Origin of the sequence: Lysinibacillus sp. G01H (assembly GCF_028872195.1) — a bacterium.
GTDB lineage: Bacteria > Bacillota > Bacilli > Bacillales_A > Planococcaceae > Lysinibacillus > Lysinibacillus capsici.
Genome location: NZ_CP118397.1, coordinates 2,588,243 through 2,603,642 on the forward strand (window position 1 = coordinate 2,588,243; position 15,400 = coordinate 2,603,642).

General features: G+C 38.1%; 15 protein-coding genes. 7 read left to right on the forward strand and 8 right to left on the reverse strand.

From position 1 onward, the window contains the following. Positions 1-105: 105 nt before the first annotated feature. Complete coding sequence (locus tag PSR12_RS13285) at positions 106-1,299, forward strand: Ger(x)C family spore germination protein (protein ID WP_274769290.1); 1,194 nt, start codon at positions 106-108, stop codon at positions 1,297-1,299. Between the two features lie 47 nt (positions 1,300-1,346). On the opposite strand, the gene PSR12_RS13290 is transcribed toward PSR12_RS13285, so the two are convergent. After that, positions 1,347-2,102, reverse strand: a complete 756-nt coding sequence (locus PSR12_RS13290) for a class I SAM-dependent methyltransferase (protein WP_274769292.1) — start codon at positions 2,100-2,102, stop codon at positions 1,347-1,349. A gap of 267 nt (positions 2,103-2,369) precedes the next feature. On the opposite strand from PSR12_RS13290, the gene PSR12_RS13295 reads away from it, so the two are divergent. Together PSR12_RS13295 and PSR12_RS13300 are read left to right on the forward strand one after the other, a co-directional pair. Continuing rightward, positions 2,370-3,236: an AraC family transcriptional regulator gene (locus PSR12_RS13295; RefSeq protein WP_274769294.1), complete on the forward strand. Its 867-nt coding sequence runs from the start codon at positions 2,370-2,372 to the stop codon at positions 3,234-3,236. A gap of 16 nt (positions 3,237-3,252) precedes the next feature. After that, the gene (locus tag PSR12_RS13300; protein WP_274769295.1) at positions 3,253-3,828 is read left to right on the forward strand and encodes a GNAT family N-acetyltransferase; all 576 of its coding nucleotides are present in this window, start codon (positions 3,253-3,255) and stop codon (positions 3,826-3,828) included. A gap of 645 nt (positions 3,829-4,473) precedes the next feature. Here the strand turns inward: PSR12_RS13300 and PSR12_RS13305 are convergent. Next, positions 4,474-5,316, reverse strand: a complete 843-nt coding sequence (locus PSR12_RS13305; protein ID WP_274769296.1) for an alpha/beta fold hydrolase — start codon at positions 5,314-5,316, stop codon at positions 4,474-4,476. 185 nt (positions 5,317-5,501) lie between these two features. Here PSR12_RS13305 and PSR12_RS23900 point away from each other — a divergent pair, with 185 nt between their 5' ends. Continuing rightward, the gene (locus PSR12_RS23900; protein ID WP_446720635.1) at positions 5,502-5,765 is read left to right on the forward strand and encodes an SMI1/KNR4 family protein; all 264 of its coding nucleotides are present in this window, start codon (positions 5,502-5,504) and stop codon (positions 5,763-5,765) included. Positions 5,766-5,975: 210 nt separating this feature from the next. Then, on the forward strand, positions 5,976-6,461 hold the full coding sequence (locus PSR12_RS13315; protein ID WP_274769298.1) for a tetratricopeptide repeat protein: 486 nt from the start codon (positions 5,976-5,978) through the stop codon (positions 6,459-6,461). 35 nt (positions 6,462-6,496) lie between these two features. Here PSR12_RS13315 and PSR12_RS13320 read toward each other — a convergent pair whose 3' ends face one another. The 5 genes from PSR12_RS13320 to PSR12_RS13340 form a co-directional block, all read right to left on the reverse strand. Continuing rightward, complete coding sequence (locus PSR12_RS13320) at positions 6,497-6,730, reverse strand: DUF3955 domain-containing protein (protein WP_274769300.1); 234 nt, start codon at positions 6,728-6,730, stop codon at positions 6,497-6,499. A gap of 276 nt (positions 6,731-7,006) precedes the next feature. After that, positions 7,007-8,050 carry a phosphotransferase family protein gene (locus PSR12_RS13325; RefSeq protein ID WP_274769301.1) on the reverse strand — a complete coding sequence of 348 codons (1,044 nt, stop codon included), beginning with the start codon at positions 8,048-8,050 and terminating at the stop codon, positions 7,007-7,009. A 13-nt stretch (positions 8,051-8,063) separates the two neighbouring features. After that, on the reverse strand, positions 8,064-8,840 hold the full coding sequence (locus PSR12_RS13330) for an SDR family oxidoreductase (protein ID WP_221680381.1): 777 nt from the start codon (positions 8,838-8,840) through the stop codon (positions 8,064-8,066). Further along, the gene (locus PSR12_RS13335; protein ID WP_257522371.1) at positions 8,837-10,072 is read right to left on the reverse strand and encodes an acyl-CoA dehydrogenase family protein; all 1,236 of its coding nucleotides are present in this window, start codon (positions 10,070-10,072) and stop codon (positions 8,837-8,839) included. Before PSR12_RS13335 ends, PSR12_RS13330 begins: the two co-directional genes overlap by 4 nt. Before the next feature lie 145 nt (positions 10,073-10,217). Beyond that, positions 10,218-11,111 (reverse strand): LysR family transcriptional regulator, encoded by an 894-nt coding sequence (locus tag PSR12_RS13340; protein WP_274769303.1) that lies wholly within the window; start codon positions 11,109-11,111, stop codon positions 10,218-10,220. Positions 11,112-11,251: 140 nt separating this feature from the next. Here PSR12_RS13340 and hutG point away from each other — a divergent pair, with 140 nt between their 5' ends. Together hutG and gltS are read left to right on the forward strand one after the other, a co-directional pair. Further along, entirely contained in the window at positions 11,252-12,217 is a 966-nt protein-coding gene (gene hutG, locus PSR12_RS13345; RefSeq protein ID WP_221680379.1) for a formimidoylglutamase, read from the forward strand. After that, positions 12,214-13,398 (forward strand): sodium/glutamate symporter, encoded by a 1,185-nt coding sequence (gene gltS / locus PSR12_RS13350; protein WP_221680378.1) that lies wholly within the window; start codon positions 12,214-12,216, stop codon positions 13,396-13,398. The genes hutG and gltS overlap by 4 nt, the downstream gene beginning before the upstream one ends. 48 nt (positions 13,399-13,446) lie before the next feature. On the opposite strand, the gene PSR12_RS13355 is transcribed toward gltS, so the two are convergent. Then, complete coding sequence (locus PSR12_RS13355) at positions 13,447-14,709, reverse strand: polysaccharide deacetylase family protein (RefSeq protein ID WP_263081832.1); 1,263 nt, start codon at positions 14,707-14,709, stop codon at positions 13,447-13,449. Between the last annotated feature and the right edge of the window lie 691 nt (positions 14,710-15,400).

Here is a 15,400-nt window from a genome sequence, read left to right on the forward strand (position 1 = left end):
TTATTCTCCTTTAAAAAGATTCATTGAGATTTCTATTATTGATTATTTTGCATGTCTTTTGTTTATCCTTAATAGTATCGGAAATGTCTTCTTTACCTAGAGGAGGTGTCCACCATCAAACACAAGGTATCATTCATCCTATTGCTGTCAGTACTTCTTTTATTAGGTGGATGCTGGAATAAGCGGGAGTTAAACGAACTAGCTATTGTTACGGCTGTTGGAGTGGATAAATCGGACGAGCTATTCGAAATTTCTGTTCAGATTGTTAATCCAAGTCAAGTGGCTTCGAACAAAGCAACTGGCATTCAAGTCCCTGTTTTTACCTACCATGCTAAAGGGAAATCTTTATTTGATGCCATTCGAAAATTAACAGCGCTAACACCTAGAAAGCCTTATTATGCGCATGCCCAAATTATTATTATTGGTGAAGAAATGGCTAAGGAAGGTATGAATAGCGTTTTAGATTTATTTCAAAGAGACCCAGAAGGACGAAGTGATTTTAACTTTATTGTTTCTCATGATTTTACTGCACAAGAAATATTAAGTGTTTTAACCCCTTTAGAGGATGTGCCTGCTAGCAAAATGTTTAAATCATTAAAGGTTTCTGAAGCAGTGTGGGGGACAACAGAATCTGTTATTCTTGATGATTTAATCCAATCTTTAGGCAGTATTGATCATAGTGCCGTCTTACCCTCTATTCATATACATGGTGATGCGGATGCTGGAGATTTTAGCTCGAATATAGAAAAAATTGATAGCCCTGCACAATTAAAATATGGTGGACTGGCTATTTTTAAAAATTATAAACTCATCGGCTATTTAACAGAACAAGAAAGCAGAGACTATAATTTTTTAAATAATAATATAAAAAGTACTTTTGAAATTATTGCTTGTCCTGAAGAAGGGAAAATCTCAACAGAAATTATTAATTCTTCTACTAAAGTGACAGGTCATTTTCAAAATGATATACCTTCGATTTCCATCAAACTCGAGATTGAGCAAAACGTTGCAGAGATAAGTTGCCCATTGGATTTAACAAAATCAAAAACCATCGATGCTTTAAATAAAGAAACGAGCAGACAAATCAAGGAACGGTTAGAACGTACACTTCAAACGATTCAACAAACTTATCAAGCCGATTTGTTAAAATTTAGCAATATCCTACACCGAGAGGACTATCAAGCATGGAATCGAATTAAAAAGAACTGGCTAACCCTCTATCCTGATCTTGAAGTTCAAATTGAAGTCGATGTGCATACAAAAGGAATAGGAACTGCAACAAAATTAAAGCTTGACTAATTCGTAAAAATGACCAGTACTCTTTTAAGGAGTACTGGTCATTTTAATTAACGTACCGCTTCAAACGTTATGAGTGACGTTTCTTCAGTTGGTTGTTGAAGGAACTTATAATTCGCAGAACAAGTTATTGCAGAGAAGCCAACACTTTGTAATAGGAGCTTAAATTCCTCAATCCCATACCAGCGTAATAAAAACTTTTGCAGTTCCGTATCACTTAATGTACCTTGTTGCCACTTCTCATATTTTAAAACCATCAACGTATATTGCTCCACCCAATTCATGGCAATCGATTTTCTTTCAAGGGCAATTCCTTCATCTTGTGAAATTTGATGGTAAGATGTCGTAATTTCTCCTGTTTTCCAGTCTGTAGGAAGTAATAAATCTACTAGGAGTCTCCCACCCGGGACAAGGTGCTGATACATAGAGGTTAATGCTGAAAGTGCTTCTTGATGATTTTCAATTAAACAAAATGAGCCTGTAGGCATAACAATGGCTTCGTATTGTTGACCTAAGGTTAATTGGCAAATATTTCCTTCATACAGCACTGGCGTCAATCCTCGTTCTTGGCATCTTTTTCGACAGGATGCTAGCATTTCTGGGGAATGATCAATTCCTTCTATATCAAAGCCTTTTTCCATAAAAGGAATATAGAAACGTCCAGAACCAACCCCTGCTTCTAGAATCTTCCCCTTTACACCTTGCAGTCGTTCTAGATAATATTCAATATCTCCACCAAGCGAGTATCCAACTGGTTTTGTAAAATCATAAAGTGCTGTGCTTAACGGTCCGTAATTTTTGTACATATATTCTCCTCCGATTGTTTGCGGAAGAAATCAACTAATCTATTTATTCTCCCGCACCTTTATTATATTCAATGGGAAAACAGAGCTGACTATCATTATCTATCACTCACTTTCTTGTATATTTAGATAAATTATACATTTATTTTCCTTTTTAATCAATATTTCTATTGATTTCCTATACAGTACAATTTAATGTACAAATTAGCACAAATTATCAAAAAACCCTTCCTATTCAACGGTACCATTGAGTTAAGAAAGGATGATGGTATGGATTATTTTGAAAGAATTCAAAACGCTATAGAGTTTATTGAGAAAAACCTACATGAAAAGTTAACGATTACAGATATTTCTTCTCAGTCTTACTTTTCAGCATTTCATTTCCAACGGCTTTTCCAAGCCATTACAGGTTTTTCTGTGCAACAGTATATTCGCAACAGGAGGCTTTCTGAAGCAGCTTCCTTATTAGCAATAACAACGCAGAATATACTTGACATTGCAATCAACTTTCAATATGGTTCTCAGGAGGCATTTACACGGGCATTTGTACAGTATTTTGGTGTCACACCTGCTAAATACCGAAAAGGAGCCAACTCCATACCATTTCAAACCAAAATAAACTTTTTGGATTATAAACTGGAAGGAGAACTCCCTATGCAACGACCGGAAATACTTCACTTATCTAAAAAACGTATTACAGGCTATGAATACAAAACGTCCTTACAAGACGAACAGTTCTATACAGAAATCCCAGGCTTTTATTTGGATTTTGGTCAGCAGCAATACTATGAGCGAATCTCCTATAAGGTAGCCCCTAATATGGCGTATGGCATTTCTACAAACTTTCAGGAGGATGGCCGGTTTTCCTTTATTGTAGGAGAGGAAGTCGAAATCTTTGAGGAGCATTTAGAGGAAGGCTTCACCCACCTTGAAATTCCTGCTGGTAAATATGCAGAGTTTACATTGAATGGCACTGCGGAAGGAATTCAAAATACAAGACGTTTCATTTACGGAGTATGGTTGCCGAATTCTAATTATGAGCGCGATAAGGGTCCTGATTTTGAAATAACCGATGTCATGCAATCTATCTATCCACATGAGATGAAAATGAAAATCTACATTCCCATTAAAGAATAATAAAGGAGCAAGGTCGATGAATATTGAGAAAGTATTTAAGCAATTCCCAACCTTACATTCAGCTAATTTACAATTTAAAAAAATAGAAGAATCACATTTACAAGAGCTATTTGCTATTTATGATAATGACAAGGTATTTGAGTATTGTGGCATCATCCCAAAACACAACCTTCAAACCGTTCAAAAAATGATTGGCCATTTTGAACGTGATTATACAAAGAAAGGCAGGATTAAATGGGGAATCTTCGAAAAATCACAAAGTGAAAAACTAGTAGGGATTATCGAAGCAATGGACTTTAATCAAAAAGTAAATATGGTAACAATTGGTTACTATTTAGCTGAAGCATCCTGGGGAAAAGGCATTGCATCAGAGGCAGTTGCAACAATCGTAAAATTTTTATTGGAAGAGGTAAATGTTAATCGAATACAGGCAGAAGTCATGCCTTTAAATGAACCCTCGAAAAAGGTTCTGATAAAAAATGGATTTTTAAAAGAAGGCCTTTTGAGACAAGCTTCATTATGGTCTGGCAAAGGTGTTGTTGATTTAGAGATATACGGCTTATTGAAAGGCGATTACGACTTGAAAGACTAAACTCTACTAATGAGCTTAGTCTTTTCTTATATTGTACAGATAAATGGACATTTTACCATCTCCTAAAGGGCTCTTTCACATAGACTAGAAATAGATGACTCATGCTAGCATGACATTGTAATCATAAAGGAGCGTTTTAGAAATGGATGGAAACAGATATTTAACACGAATGAATTGGGAATTTAACAATTATCATAAATTTTCTAAATGCTATTGTGAATCAAAGAATGTTTACTTTGGTCACTCTCCCAGCGTAGATCATCCTATTATTGAGGAAGATTCTTATAAATTAAAATATTATAATAGTCCCCAATTTGAAAAAAAATATCAGAAACAAAATCAAGTTAAAAAGCATTGTCAAAGCTGTATTTGTAGTCACTTAGAATGTTTTGAACCAGGGACTTTAGTAGATGTATACCTCTCAGATGGTAGCCAATTTCTAGGATTATACTTTATTTATCTTATTCCGCAAAGTTGCTGCGGGTACTTCCTTCAAATCGATGATAGGGCACGGCCTGTCATTATGGACTGTCAAAACATTGATGCAATACGTAAAACTTGTTGAGGTAGTTGATACTCTGGCTTTTCTCTTTTCATTATTAAAATAGGCTGGTTAATTGCTATACAGCATAACCAGCCATTCGACTACCCTTCGTTTATCCATTGAATTAGCTGTTCATTAAAACATACAGGTTCTTCAAACATAGGATTATGACCACTTTTTTCAAAAATGACTTTCTTTACATTGAGAATATGATCTACTGCATCCCATAATGAGATAGGGGCTACTAAATAATCATACTTGCCTAGACCTACAAAAATTGGCTTGTTAACTTGTAGCATTTGTTGTAAAAGGTTCTGCTCCGCAAAAGCTACTCCCCATAGATAATCAATAATTTCCATATTCGGATGAACGTTATCCCACATAGAGGTAGCATTGAACATAAAATCATAAAAACTATGTGCCCCCATACGAATACACATATGAACAAAGCGTCGTTCAGGCTCCTTCTTTAGATCCTGCTCCAATAAGGCTATATCATGCGCAAATTGATGTTTACGCTCCATACTTGCATGTGCCTCAAAATAAGACAAGCTTTGCTGCTGTCTTTCTTGACTATTCGATGTTGCTGTATTTAATAGTACGAGTTTTTGAACATGCTGTGGATAAGCTTTGGCATACGCCATTGCCATAAATGCATGGCCTGAATGTCCTAAAACAATCAAATCATCTAGCTGTAGGATTTGTCTTGCATACTCCATATCCTTCACTATTTTGTCCAATGTATAATCTTCTTGCGTAAATGCTTGAGCTGGCTTACCAAAACCTCGATGATCTAAAAAAATTACCTGGAAATGTTGGTAAAAGTCTTCTGAGAACAGACGTGGATAATAAACACTACTCCCCACCACTAAAATTGGCTGGCCTTGCCCCTTTATACAATAGTTTAATTCAAATCCATCACACATAAGTTTTTGATATTTCATTATCTTCATCCTCTTTTCTATTTTTGTATCATCTCTCCCTTCCCTCTTGGTTTTCCCGTGTTTTTTCCATTGAACGCTCTAGCATTCTATCACCCCAGTAAATGTTATTATTTACATTAACAATATCATTCCCAAAGATTCCTAGCAATGAAGGTTCGTGTATACTGAATAAAAGGACAATGTCTATGAAGGAAAATCTAATAAAGCGCTTGCGGTCATTTTTATTTAATGAGAAGCATCAAACGTTAGTGGGTAAACCTGCAAGTCAAAGAGAAATAATAGAGGCGCAGCAACAACTTCATGTACAATTTCACAGCGATTATGTAGCGTTCATTGAAACGTTTGGTGGGGCATATGCAGGTATAGCCATCCATGCTTTTTCTAATGGCTCAAGTCTAGGAAACGAAACCGTTGTCGATTTAACAATGGATTTTCGTCAACAATATTAAGAGTTCCTATCTCCAAATATTTTAGAAACCAGCTATGTTATTTCAATGGATGGTGGGGGTAATTCCATTTTCATCGATCCATCAGGCCATGTTTTTATTTGCGATCATGATTGTGGAGAAATTAAGCGAATAGCTGATTCATTTGAGTTGCTGATAGAAGATTGTTTTTATGAATGGTAAGTTACTTAAGTAAAGAAGAGGTTAAATATAATGGACAAACAATTAGAACACATACTTACATTAAGAAAAAACGGACAGCTTGAGGAAGCAAATGAATGTATGGTGGCACTGGTCAAGGAACATCCTCAAAATGCTTATTATCAATTTCAATGTGCTTGGACATTTGATTCTTTAGGGCAGGAAAAAGAAGCTGTTCCGTACTATGAAGAAGCGATAAAGTTGGGGCTAGAACCAGAAGTTTTAGTGGATGCCTATCTTGGTTTAGGGAGCACCTATAGGAGTATAGGACAATACGAGCATGCAAAACGGATCTTTGAACAAGCCATTCAAGAGTTCCCCAAGGCTGAGCATATCAATGTCTTCTATGCCATGACACTCTATAATCTTGGTGAACATGCAAAATCAATGGAAACATTATTGAACACTATATTACGCACAGCCAATCATCAAGGCATTCAAGATTATAAAAAAGCTATTCACTACTACAGTGATAAGCTAGATCAAACATGGTTATAAAAAAACAGGCTCCTATTCAGGGCCTGTTTTTAGCATTATGATACGGAAGTTTGCTTTTTGAATGTAGAAGATAACGCCATAATCACGAATGTAAGTATACCGCTAAAGATAAATAAATAGCTCAATGGTATTAAAAAGAAGTTCTTCTCTACTATCGTCCCATCTGCTAGTATCTCATCTCCTATAAGGCCTTTTATAAATAAACAGACGATCCCCATGATCATCGGAATTGTGGCAAGTAAATATTTTTTCATTATTTCTTCCTCCATATTATTAAATCCTTGTGGGTATTGATGATAGCGTTATTTTTATTATAAGTCAATTATTTTTTATTGAAAAACAATAAAATATTATTGATTAAAACTCCTAACCAAAAGAACAAACGTTCCCCCCTCTTTTAATTTCTTGTACGTGATTTATTATGTTTTTTGAGTAAATTTTGTGCGAGTTGGCATAAATAATTATATAAATTAATGTCGGATAATCTGTTATAATGAGCTATAAAAAACAGCTACTTTGTTAAAAGTAACCGTTTTTCCATAAAATCATATTGATTTAGAGGCTTGTTGTATGAGGGCAGCGACCATTTTATCCATCTGAGCAAAGCGATCGTCCTGCGTTTGCCCTTTAACATAGCGAAAATAGATTTGCTGACAAATAACGGCTAATTTAAAATAAGCAAATGTGCAGTAATAATGAATAGCTGACACATCTCGCCCACTCTTCTCCGCATAACGATCAATAAATTGCTGTCGGGTATAAAAGCCTGGTAATACAGTTACTGGTGGTTCACCAAGTGCATATAATAGCATTTTTGGGTCATCCGCTTGCATCCAATAACTCATTGCTACACCAACATCAGCAAGTGGGTCCCCTACTGTTGCCATCTCCCAATCAAAAAGGCCAATCATTTCGGTATAGTCCTCGGAGAACATTGCATTATTCAATTTATAATCATAATGAATAATGGTTGCCTCTTGATTGGATGGAAGATTGTTTTTTAACCACTCTGTTAACATTGCTACTTCTGCATGTTCTGCTGTTTTCGCATTTTCATAGCGCTCAATCCAGCCATGCACCTGTCTTTCAAGAAATCCGTCAGGCTTCACGATATCCTTTAACGGTGTGTCCTGATAAGGAATAGCATGTAATGCAACTAAAGAATCGACCATCATTTCAGACAATTGACGTGCTAGCTCCTCTGTTGGCTCTGTGCCTTTTGGAAAATGTGTATCAAGGACGATACCTTTTTTGCGCTCCATTAAAAAGAAATCACTACCGATAATGTCTCGATCCTCCACATAGACATATGGTTTTGGAACCGATGGTAAAAATGGATGCAGTGCCGATAAAATCGTAAATTCCCGCTTCATATCATGCGCTTTTTTGGCAACTGGTCCAAGCGGAGGACGACGTAGAACAGCTTCAAAATCAGCTATTTTTAAACAATACGTCAAATTGGAATGTCCCGCACTAAATTGTGCTATTTCAAGCTTCCCCTGTGGAAGCTCAGTGAAATAACTGTCTAAAAAGGCATGTAGTTTATCCATATCTAAACGTTCACTTGACCTTACTTGCATCGTATCCATTCTATTTCCCTCCTTAAATAATGGAGCTCATGCCCCCATCTACTACAATGACATCCCCTGTTACATAGTCCGAAGCTGGTGCTGCTAAAAATAAAGCTACGCCCTTTAAATCATTTTCGGAGCCTAATCGCTTCAACGGTGTAACACCCATCAAATAGTCTTGTCCACGTTCGATTAAGACATTGGACATTTTTGTAGGGAAAAAACCTGGCGCAATGGCGTTGACATTGACTCCCTGTGGCCCCCATTTGACAGCTAAATCCTTCGTTAAAGTAATGACAGCCCCTTTACTCGCGTTATAGGCAATCGTATCCATAAAGGCTGGTAGCGTACCACCTAGCCCAGCAATAGAAGCAATATTAATGATTTTGCCGCTTTTCTGCTCTAGCATAATTTTGCCAACGGCTTGGCTGAATAAAAATGTTCCGTTGACATTGACATCAAATACTTTTTGCCAGGCTTCGTAGGGCATATCAATGGCAGGTGTTCCCCATGATGCGCCACTGTTATTGACTAAAATATCAATTCTACCAAATGTTGTAATCGTTTGGGCTACCACATTGGCAATATCCTCAGGCTTAGTGACATCACAGGCTAGGGCTAATGTTTGAACACCAAGCTTTTCGAGTCCTGCGGCAACCTCCTCACACGCCTCCACCTTTCGTGAGCATAAGACCACATTGGCTCCTGCCTCTGCAAATCCTTGTGCAATTTGTGCGCCGAGCCCACGTCCGCCACCAGTCACAATCGCTGTTTTACCTTTTAAGCTAAATAACTCTAGGACCGTCATTTCACCAGCTCCTCTTGTTTGTTGGCATGCTTTTTCAATTCTAGTTTAGCAATGGTATTACGATGCACCTCATCCGGTCCATCCGCTAAACGTAATGTACGAGAATTAGCCCATTGTGCAGCAAGCGTTGTATCTGGCCCTACCCCAGCAGCACCAAATGCTTGGATAGCTCGATCAATGACTCTGAGTGCCATATTTGGAGCAACTACCTTTATCATGGCAATTTCAGCCTTTGCCTCTTTGTTGCCTACCGTGTCCATCATATAAGCAGCCTTCAATGTTAAAAGTCTTGCTTGCTCAATATCCATCCGAGATTCCGCAATGCGCTCCCGCATTACCCCTTGATCTGCTAGTGGTCGATGAAATGCCTGCCGTGCTTGTACACGCACACACATTTCCTCTAATGCACGCTCTGCGGCACCAATAAGACGCATACAGTGATGAATTCTCCCTGGCCCTAGTCTGCCCTGCGCAATGGCAAAGCCTTTTCCTTCACCCCATAAAATATTGTCCACAGGTACACGCACATTGGTAAATGTAACCTCACCATGTCCCTCTGGTGCATGATCGTAGCCAAAAGCCGTTAGCATACGCTCCACCTTTACCCCTGGTGTGTCCATCGGTACGAGAATCATAGACTGTTGCTCGTGGATAGGGGCCGTTGTATCTTTATGCTTGCCCATAAAAATAGCCACCCTACAGCGAGGATCCCCAGCACCAGTTGTCCACCATTTATGGCCATTTAAAATGTATTCATCTCCATCGCGTTCAATGCTTGCCTCAATATTTGTAGCATCACTGGATGCAACGGCTGGCTCCGTCATCGCAAAGCAGGACCGTATTTCGCCTCGTAATAATGGTTCAAGCCACTGTTTTTTTTGCTGTGCCGATCCATAGCGTACAAGTACTTCCATATTGCCTGTGTCAGGTGCATTACAGTTAAACACTTCGGGGGCCAGAAGTGAGCGGCCCATGATTTCACATAAAGGTGCATATTCTAAGTTGGTTAAACCTGCCCCATATTCACTATCTGGTAAAAATAAATTCCACAAACCTGCCTGTTGTGCCTTCTGCTTCAGCTCCTCCATAATCGGTGGAATCGCTCCCCAACGATCCTCCATTGCCTCAACCTGTGCAGCATAAACGGCTTCATTTGGATAAATGTATTGCGCCATAAAATTCTTCAGCTTGTCCTGTAACTTCTCAACTTTTTCACTATAGGAAAAATTCATTAGAAGATACCCCCTTTGCTTGAACTTCGCAAAATGAATGAATGTTCATTTTCATTCTTACAATAAATGTTACCGCTATTTTTCTAGTAAAGCAATGTTCTATTTTTGAATTTTCTAATAAAGGAGAAAATTCATTACTATGGACTTACATCATTTTATTTTCAAAAAACTGTACGATATCCTTCAATAATTGTCGGATGGCTAATGGTAAGTGTCGGTTTTTTAAATACACTAGATAGACATTGCGACTTAAATTCAGACCCTCTATTTCTTTTTTTACAATTGTTTTGGCAGTCGGCCCTTGCAAGTAATTTTCAGGTAATATGGTCACCCCTAAATGTTCTCGTACAAGCGATACAGCGGTTTCAAAACGCTCAATTTCAAATTGAATATTGATGTTTTTACCAGCCTGTTCAAATGACGTTAAGATATCTCGTCTTGTTTGAAAGCCCTCGGTACTAATAATAAATGGTTCTTCACAAATATCTGAAATGGTTAAAGTATCCTTTTGGGCTAACGGATGTTGTAAAGGTAATACTGCGACCAACCGTTCTTCATATAAAGTTTGAACTTCCAACTCTGGATCATCCATTAGCTGATTGGTGATGATTAAATGAGTTTTATAGCTTTTCAAGGATTTTTTCACCCGCTTACTACCTAAAATATCTACTAAGTGAATTTTCATGTGAGGATAGTCTTTTTTATAGTTGGCGATTACCTTTGGCAGCCAATGCTTAATAGATTCCATGACACCAATGGTAATGTCCCTTGTGCCATGAACAATCACTTCATCCATTTCGATTTTTAGCACTTCCATATTTTTTACAATAACTTTTGCTCGTTCAAAAAGTAATTCTCCAGCTTCTGTTAATTGCAGATTTCTAGTATTTCTCTCTAATAAAGGGGAGCCAATCTCTTGTTCTAATTTTTTGATCGCATTACTTAACGAAGGCTGCGAAATATGCAGTCTTTCTGCGGCTTTTGAGAAATTCATCTGTTCTGAAACAGCGATAAAATAGTGTAATTGTTTAATGTCCACCTATAGATACCTCCTAAATTTATAGCTAAAAGCTATAGATTAATATTAATTATATATTAGTAATTATAATTATGTGAATATATAATGAATTACAACAATACTTTTACTACAATAATATTCACAATGGGGTTGATAAGTTTATGTACACAATGACAGATCAAAAACAATGGAAAGGCCGAATAGATTCAACGACAAATACAAGCAGCTTTCGTTTACATCAACAAGTAAAAAGAGTCGCGATTAATGATGTTAGCGCTTCAGATAAGAAAAGTGCAGCTCTCGTTGGTTTTATCTGCGATGAAGGGGTACGTCGAAATCAAGGCCGTATAGGGGCAGCAAATGGTCCAAACGCCCTACGAGAAGGCTTAGCCAGTTTACCGTGGACATTTGAGGACGATCAGCAAATTATTGATGTTGGCAATATCGTTTGTCTAAACCATGCTTTAGAGGTGGCCCAACGTGAGCTTGGTGAAGTCGTAGCAACAATCCTACAAAAAAACTTATCATGTGTAGTGCTAGGTGGCGGGCATGAAACACTGTATGGGCATTATTTAGGCGTTCGTTCTGCTCTACCAAAGGAAGCTAAAATCGGCATCATCAATATAGATGCTCACTTTGATTTACGACCATATGATGAACAGCCTTCGTCAGGTACGATGTTCCGTCAAATTTTAGAGCAGGATCCACATGCTGACTATTTTGTTGTGGGTATTCAACGCTACGGCAATACAAGAGAACTTTTCGAAAAAGCTGATGAATTAAATGTGAAGTATGTTTATGAGGATCAAATGACGGTAGCCTATCAACAACAATTAACGGATGCATTACACCATTTTATGGATAAGCATGATTATATTCTTTTAACATTATGTATGGATGTATTGAACGCAGCATTTGCTCCAGGTGTAAGTGCTCCATCACCGTTTGGGCTTGACCCATCGACTGTGCGCTCAATTTTGCAACAAGTCACTTCACACCCTCACACCCATTCATTTGATATTTGTGAGGTCAATCCGTTATTAGATGAAAACGGACGTACAGTGAAATTAGGTGCCTATTTTGTATATGAGGCACTGAACAACTTACTTAGGGGGCAAGGTTCATGATCGAAATTAATCAAATTACAACGGTATTCCTAGCTGTTGCACTCTTTGCATTTGGAAGCTTTCTTATCAATAAAATAGGCTTTTTAAAGCGTTTCTGTATCCCAGCACCAGTGGTTGGTGGGTTATTGTTCGCTGCTCTTGCTACCATCTTAAAAACAACGGGTATTTTAGAAATATCACTTGATACTTCTTTACAAAGCTTATTTATGATTACTTTCTTTACGACAATTGGCTTAGGTGCAAGCTTTAAACTTGTAAAGCTCGGTGGTAAATTACTGATTATTTACTGGCTAGCATGTGGCTTCCTAGCGTTAATGCAAAATGTCATTGGAGTATCTCTGGCCTCACTTATGGGGATCCATCCTTTAATCGGTATGATGGCGGGTACCGTTTCTATGGAGGGTGGTCATGGCGCTGCAGCTGCATTTGGCCAAACCTTAGAAGATTTAGGGATTTCTTCAGCTATGACAATTGGTGCTGCTGCCGCAACATGTGGTCTAGTTGCTGGTGGCTTAATTGGTGGACCAATTGTCAAATATTTAGTAGGTAAATATAATTTAACACCAGATGAACAAGAATCGGAAGAAGTCGAATATGAAAATAAAAATGAGCAAATTACATCGGATTCGTTCTTTACACAAGTCTTATTAATTACTTTCTGTATGGCTGTTGGTACGTATGTCGGCACACTATTCTCAGAAGCAACAGGTTTCGTTCTACCTGGCTATGTAGGAGCAATGTTTGTGGCTGTATTAGTGCGCAATATTATGGATAAATTCAAACCTGAAGCCATTAATATGAAAAGCATCTCATTAATTGGAGATGTCACATTAGGTGTATTCCTTTCCATGGCACTCATGAGTATTAAATTATGGGAAATTGCTGATTTGGCACTACCATTATTCATCATTGTTTTTGCGCAAGTATTCTTTATTGTTGTATTTAGTATTTTTGTGTTATTTAAATTACTTGGCAAAAACTACGATGCTGCTGTTATGGTAGCAGGTTTTGCAGGACATGGTCTAGGCGCAACACCAAATGCCATGGCCAATATGTCAGCCGTTGTGCAACGCTTCGGGCCTTCTAAAAAAGCCTTTCTTGTCGTACCGATTGTTGGCGCATTTTTAATTGACGTATTTGGGATTCCTATTATTATTACAACTATCAATTTATTTAAATAAAAAAGAGCTTTGCATTCGTTCTGAGTAGACGATTGCAAAGCTTTTCTATTATTGTAATATCTCACTTACTGTAACAAATTCATAGCCTTGTTTTTGTAAATAAAGAATAACATTTTCTAAACCATTGGCTGTCGTTTGATGGATATCGTGCATTAGAATAATACTCCCATCTTTTACAGAGGCTTTGACATACGCTAAAATTTTATCTGGATTGTGATGTTTCCAATCCAGTGTATCAATCGACCACAAAATCGAGGGGATTGTCATGACAGAACGTACTTGGTCATTGGTCGCTCCATAGGGTGGACGGAAAACAGTTGGATACTGCCCGATGGCTGTATAAATAGCGTTACTTGTGCCATTGACTTCTTGTTTAACGCCTGTTATTGATAAGGTCGTTAATTTTTTATGGCTCAAGGTATGGTTTCCGATTTCATGTCCTGCTTCATAGACTTGTTTAACGATTGTAGCATTTCTTGACACATTTTTACCTACCATAAAGAATGTAGCCTTGGCATCGTATTTCTTTAACGTTGCCAAAATTTGTGGTGTGACCTTAGCATCTGGCCCATCATCAAATGTTAAGGCTACCCGTTTTTTTGCGCCTTTCGCTACTGGCACACCTTTATTATAAACTTTATTATCTATTAACTGAATATCGGCTAGCTCAGAAGCTTTGACATACCCTTTTAGGTCGCCTGCTTCTACATAAGCCCAACCAGCAAGTGTTATGTAATACTGGACAGTTGTTTTATTGGGAAGTGTACCAAGTACTTCTCCGTTTGGACTAGCTGTTAAACGCATTTCAGCACCAGCAACAGCATTAATTTTTTTCTTCGTTGGAGCTGGTTTTTTTAATGCGTTTGTCGCTACATATCCTATCTCCTCGCCATATTGAACGAAAGACCAACCACCAGGTGCTGTGCCATATACATAAATTATTCGTCCTTCATAGAGCTGTCCTACATGCTGGGCATATTGACTTGGGGCTGTAAATAATGTTGTACCACCCTTTTGAATCACTAGGTATCCCTCAGACTTCAACTTGACTAAAGCATCAGATGTGACATAGCCCTCCTGCTCTGGCGTTTGAATATGTGTCCAACCTTTACTTACTTTTGTTACTGAAACAAAGCTACCTTTCGAAAGTTCCCCGATCTCCGCACTATTCGTAGAAGCTTCTTCAAAAATAACCGTATCTTTGACTACCTTGTGAATCACCACTGACCCTTCAGCATTTACTGAAAGTTGCCCTGCCAAGATGCACATCATAAACGTCAAAACGATGGCAAAGGGTAAAAATTTTTTCATTGTTCTACACCGCCCTTAGATGTCTTCCATGTCTGTTTGCTAAAAAATTGCTAGGATTTAACTTTTATTATAGAGTAAACAACCCTGCCATAAAATAGTAATAATCAACTAGATTCCCTTTTACGATGCTGCTAAAATTCGTATTTTAGTAAATACTTCTACATCCCTCCTTCCCTTTTTACTGAGAAACTATGCATATATTATGCTAATTAAATGATGGTGGCTTATTTTGTAGATTTTTTGATAGCTCCTTTTTGGAGAATTGATTCTCGTGCCTAAGCTGACTACGGAATTAGGTGAGCGGCTTTCTCCTTACTGGGAGCGGGTTCCTTCTCATTTGGAGCGGCTTCACCCTCTTTTGGAGCGGGGGCTCTCACCTCTTGGAGCGGCTTCCCTCTCATTTAGAGCGGGTTCTACACCTTTTGGAGCGCTCCCCTCTTTTGGAGCGGGTTCTACACCTCTTGGAGCGGCTTCCCTCTCATTTAGAGCGGGTTCTACACCTTTTGGAGCGGCTTCCCTCTCATTTAGAGCGGGTTCTACACCTCTTTGAGCGGCTTCCCTCTCATTTAGAGCGGGTTTTACACCTTCAAGAGCGGATTCTCATCCCTGTGTAGCTGCTCCCTCACTATTAAGAATAGCTCTCCCCGTATTTGATGGTTACCTATAAAAAGCTGGTTATCCACCACTGAAC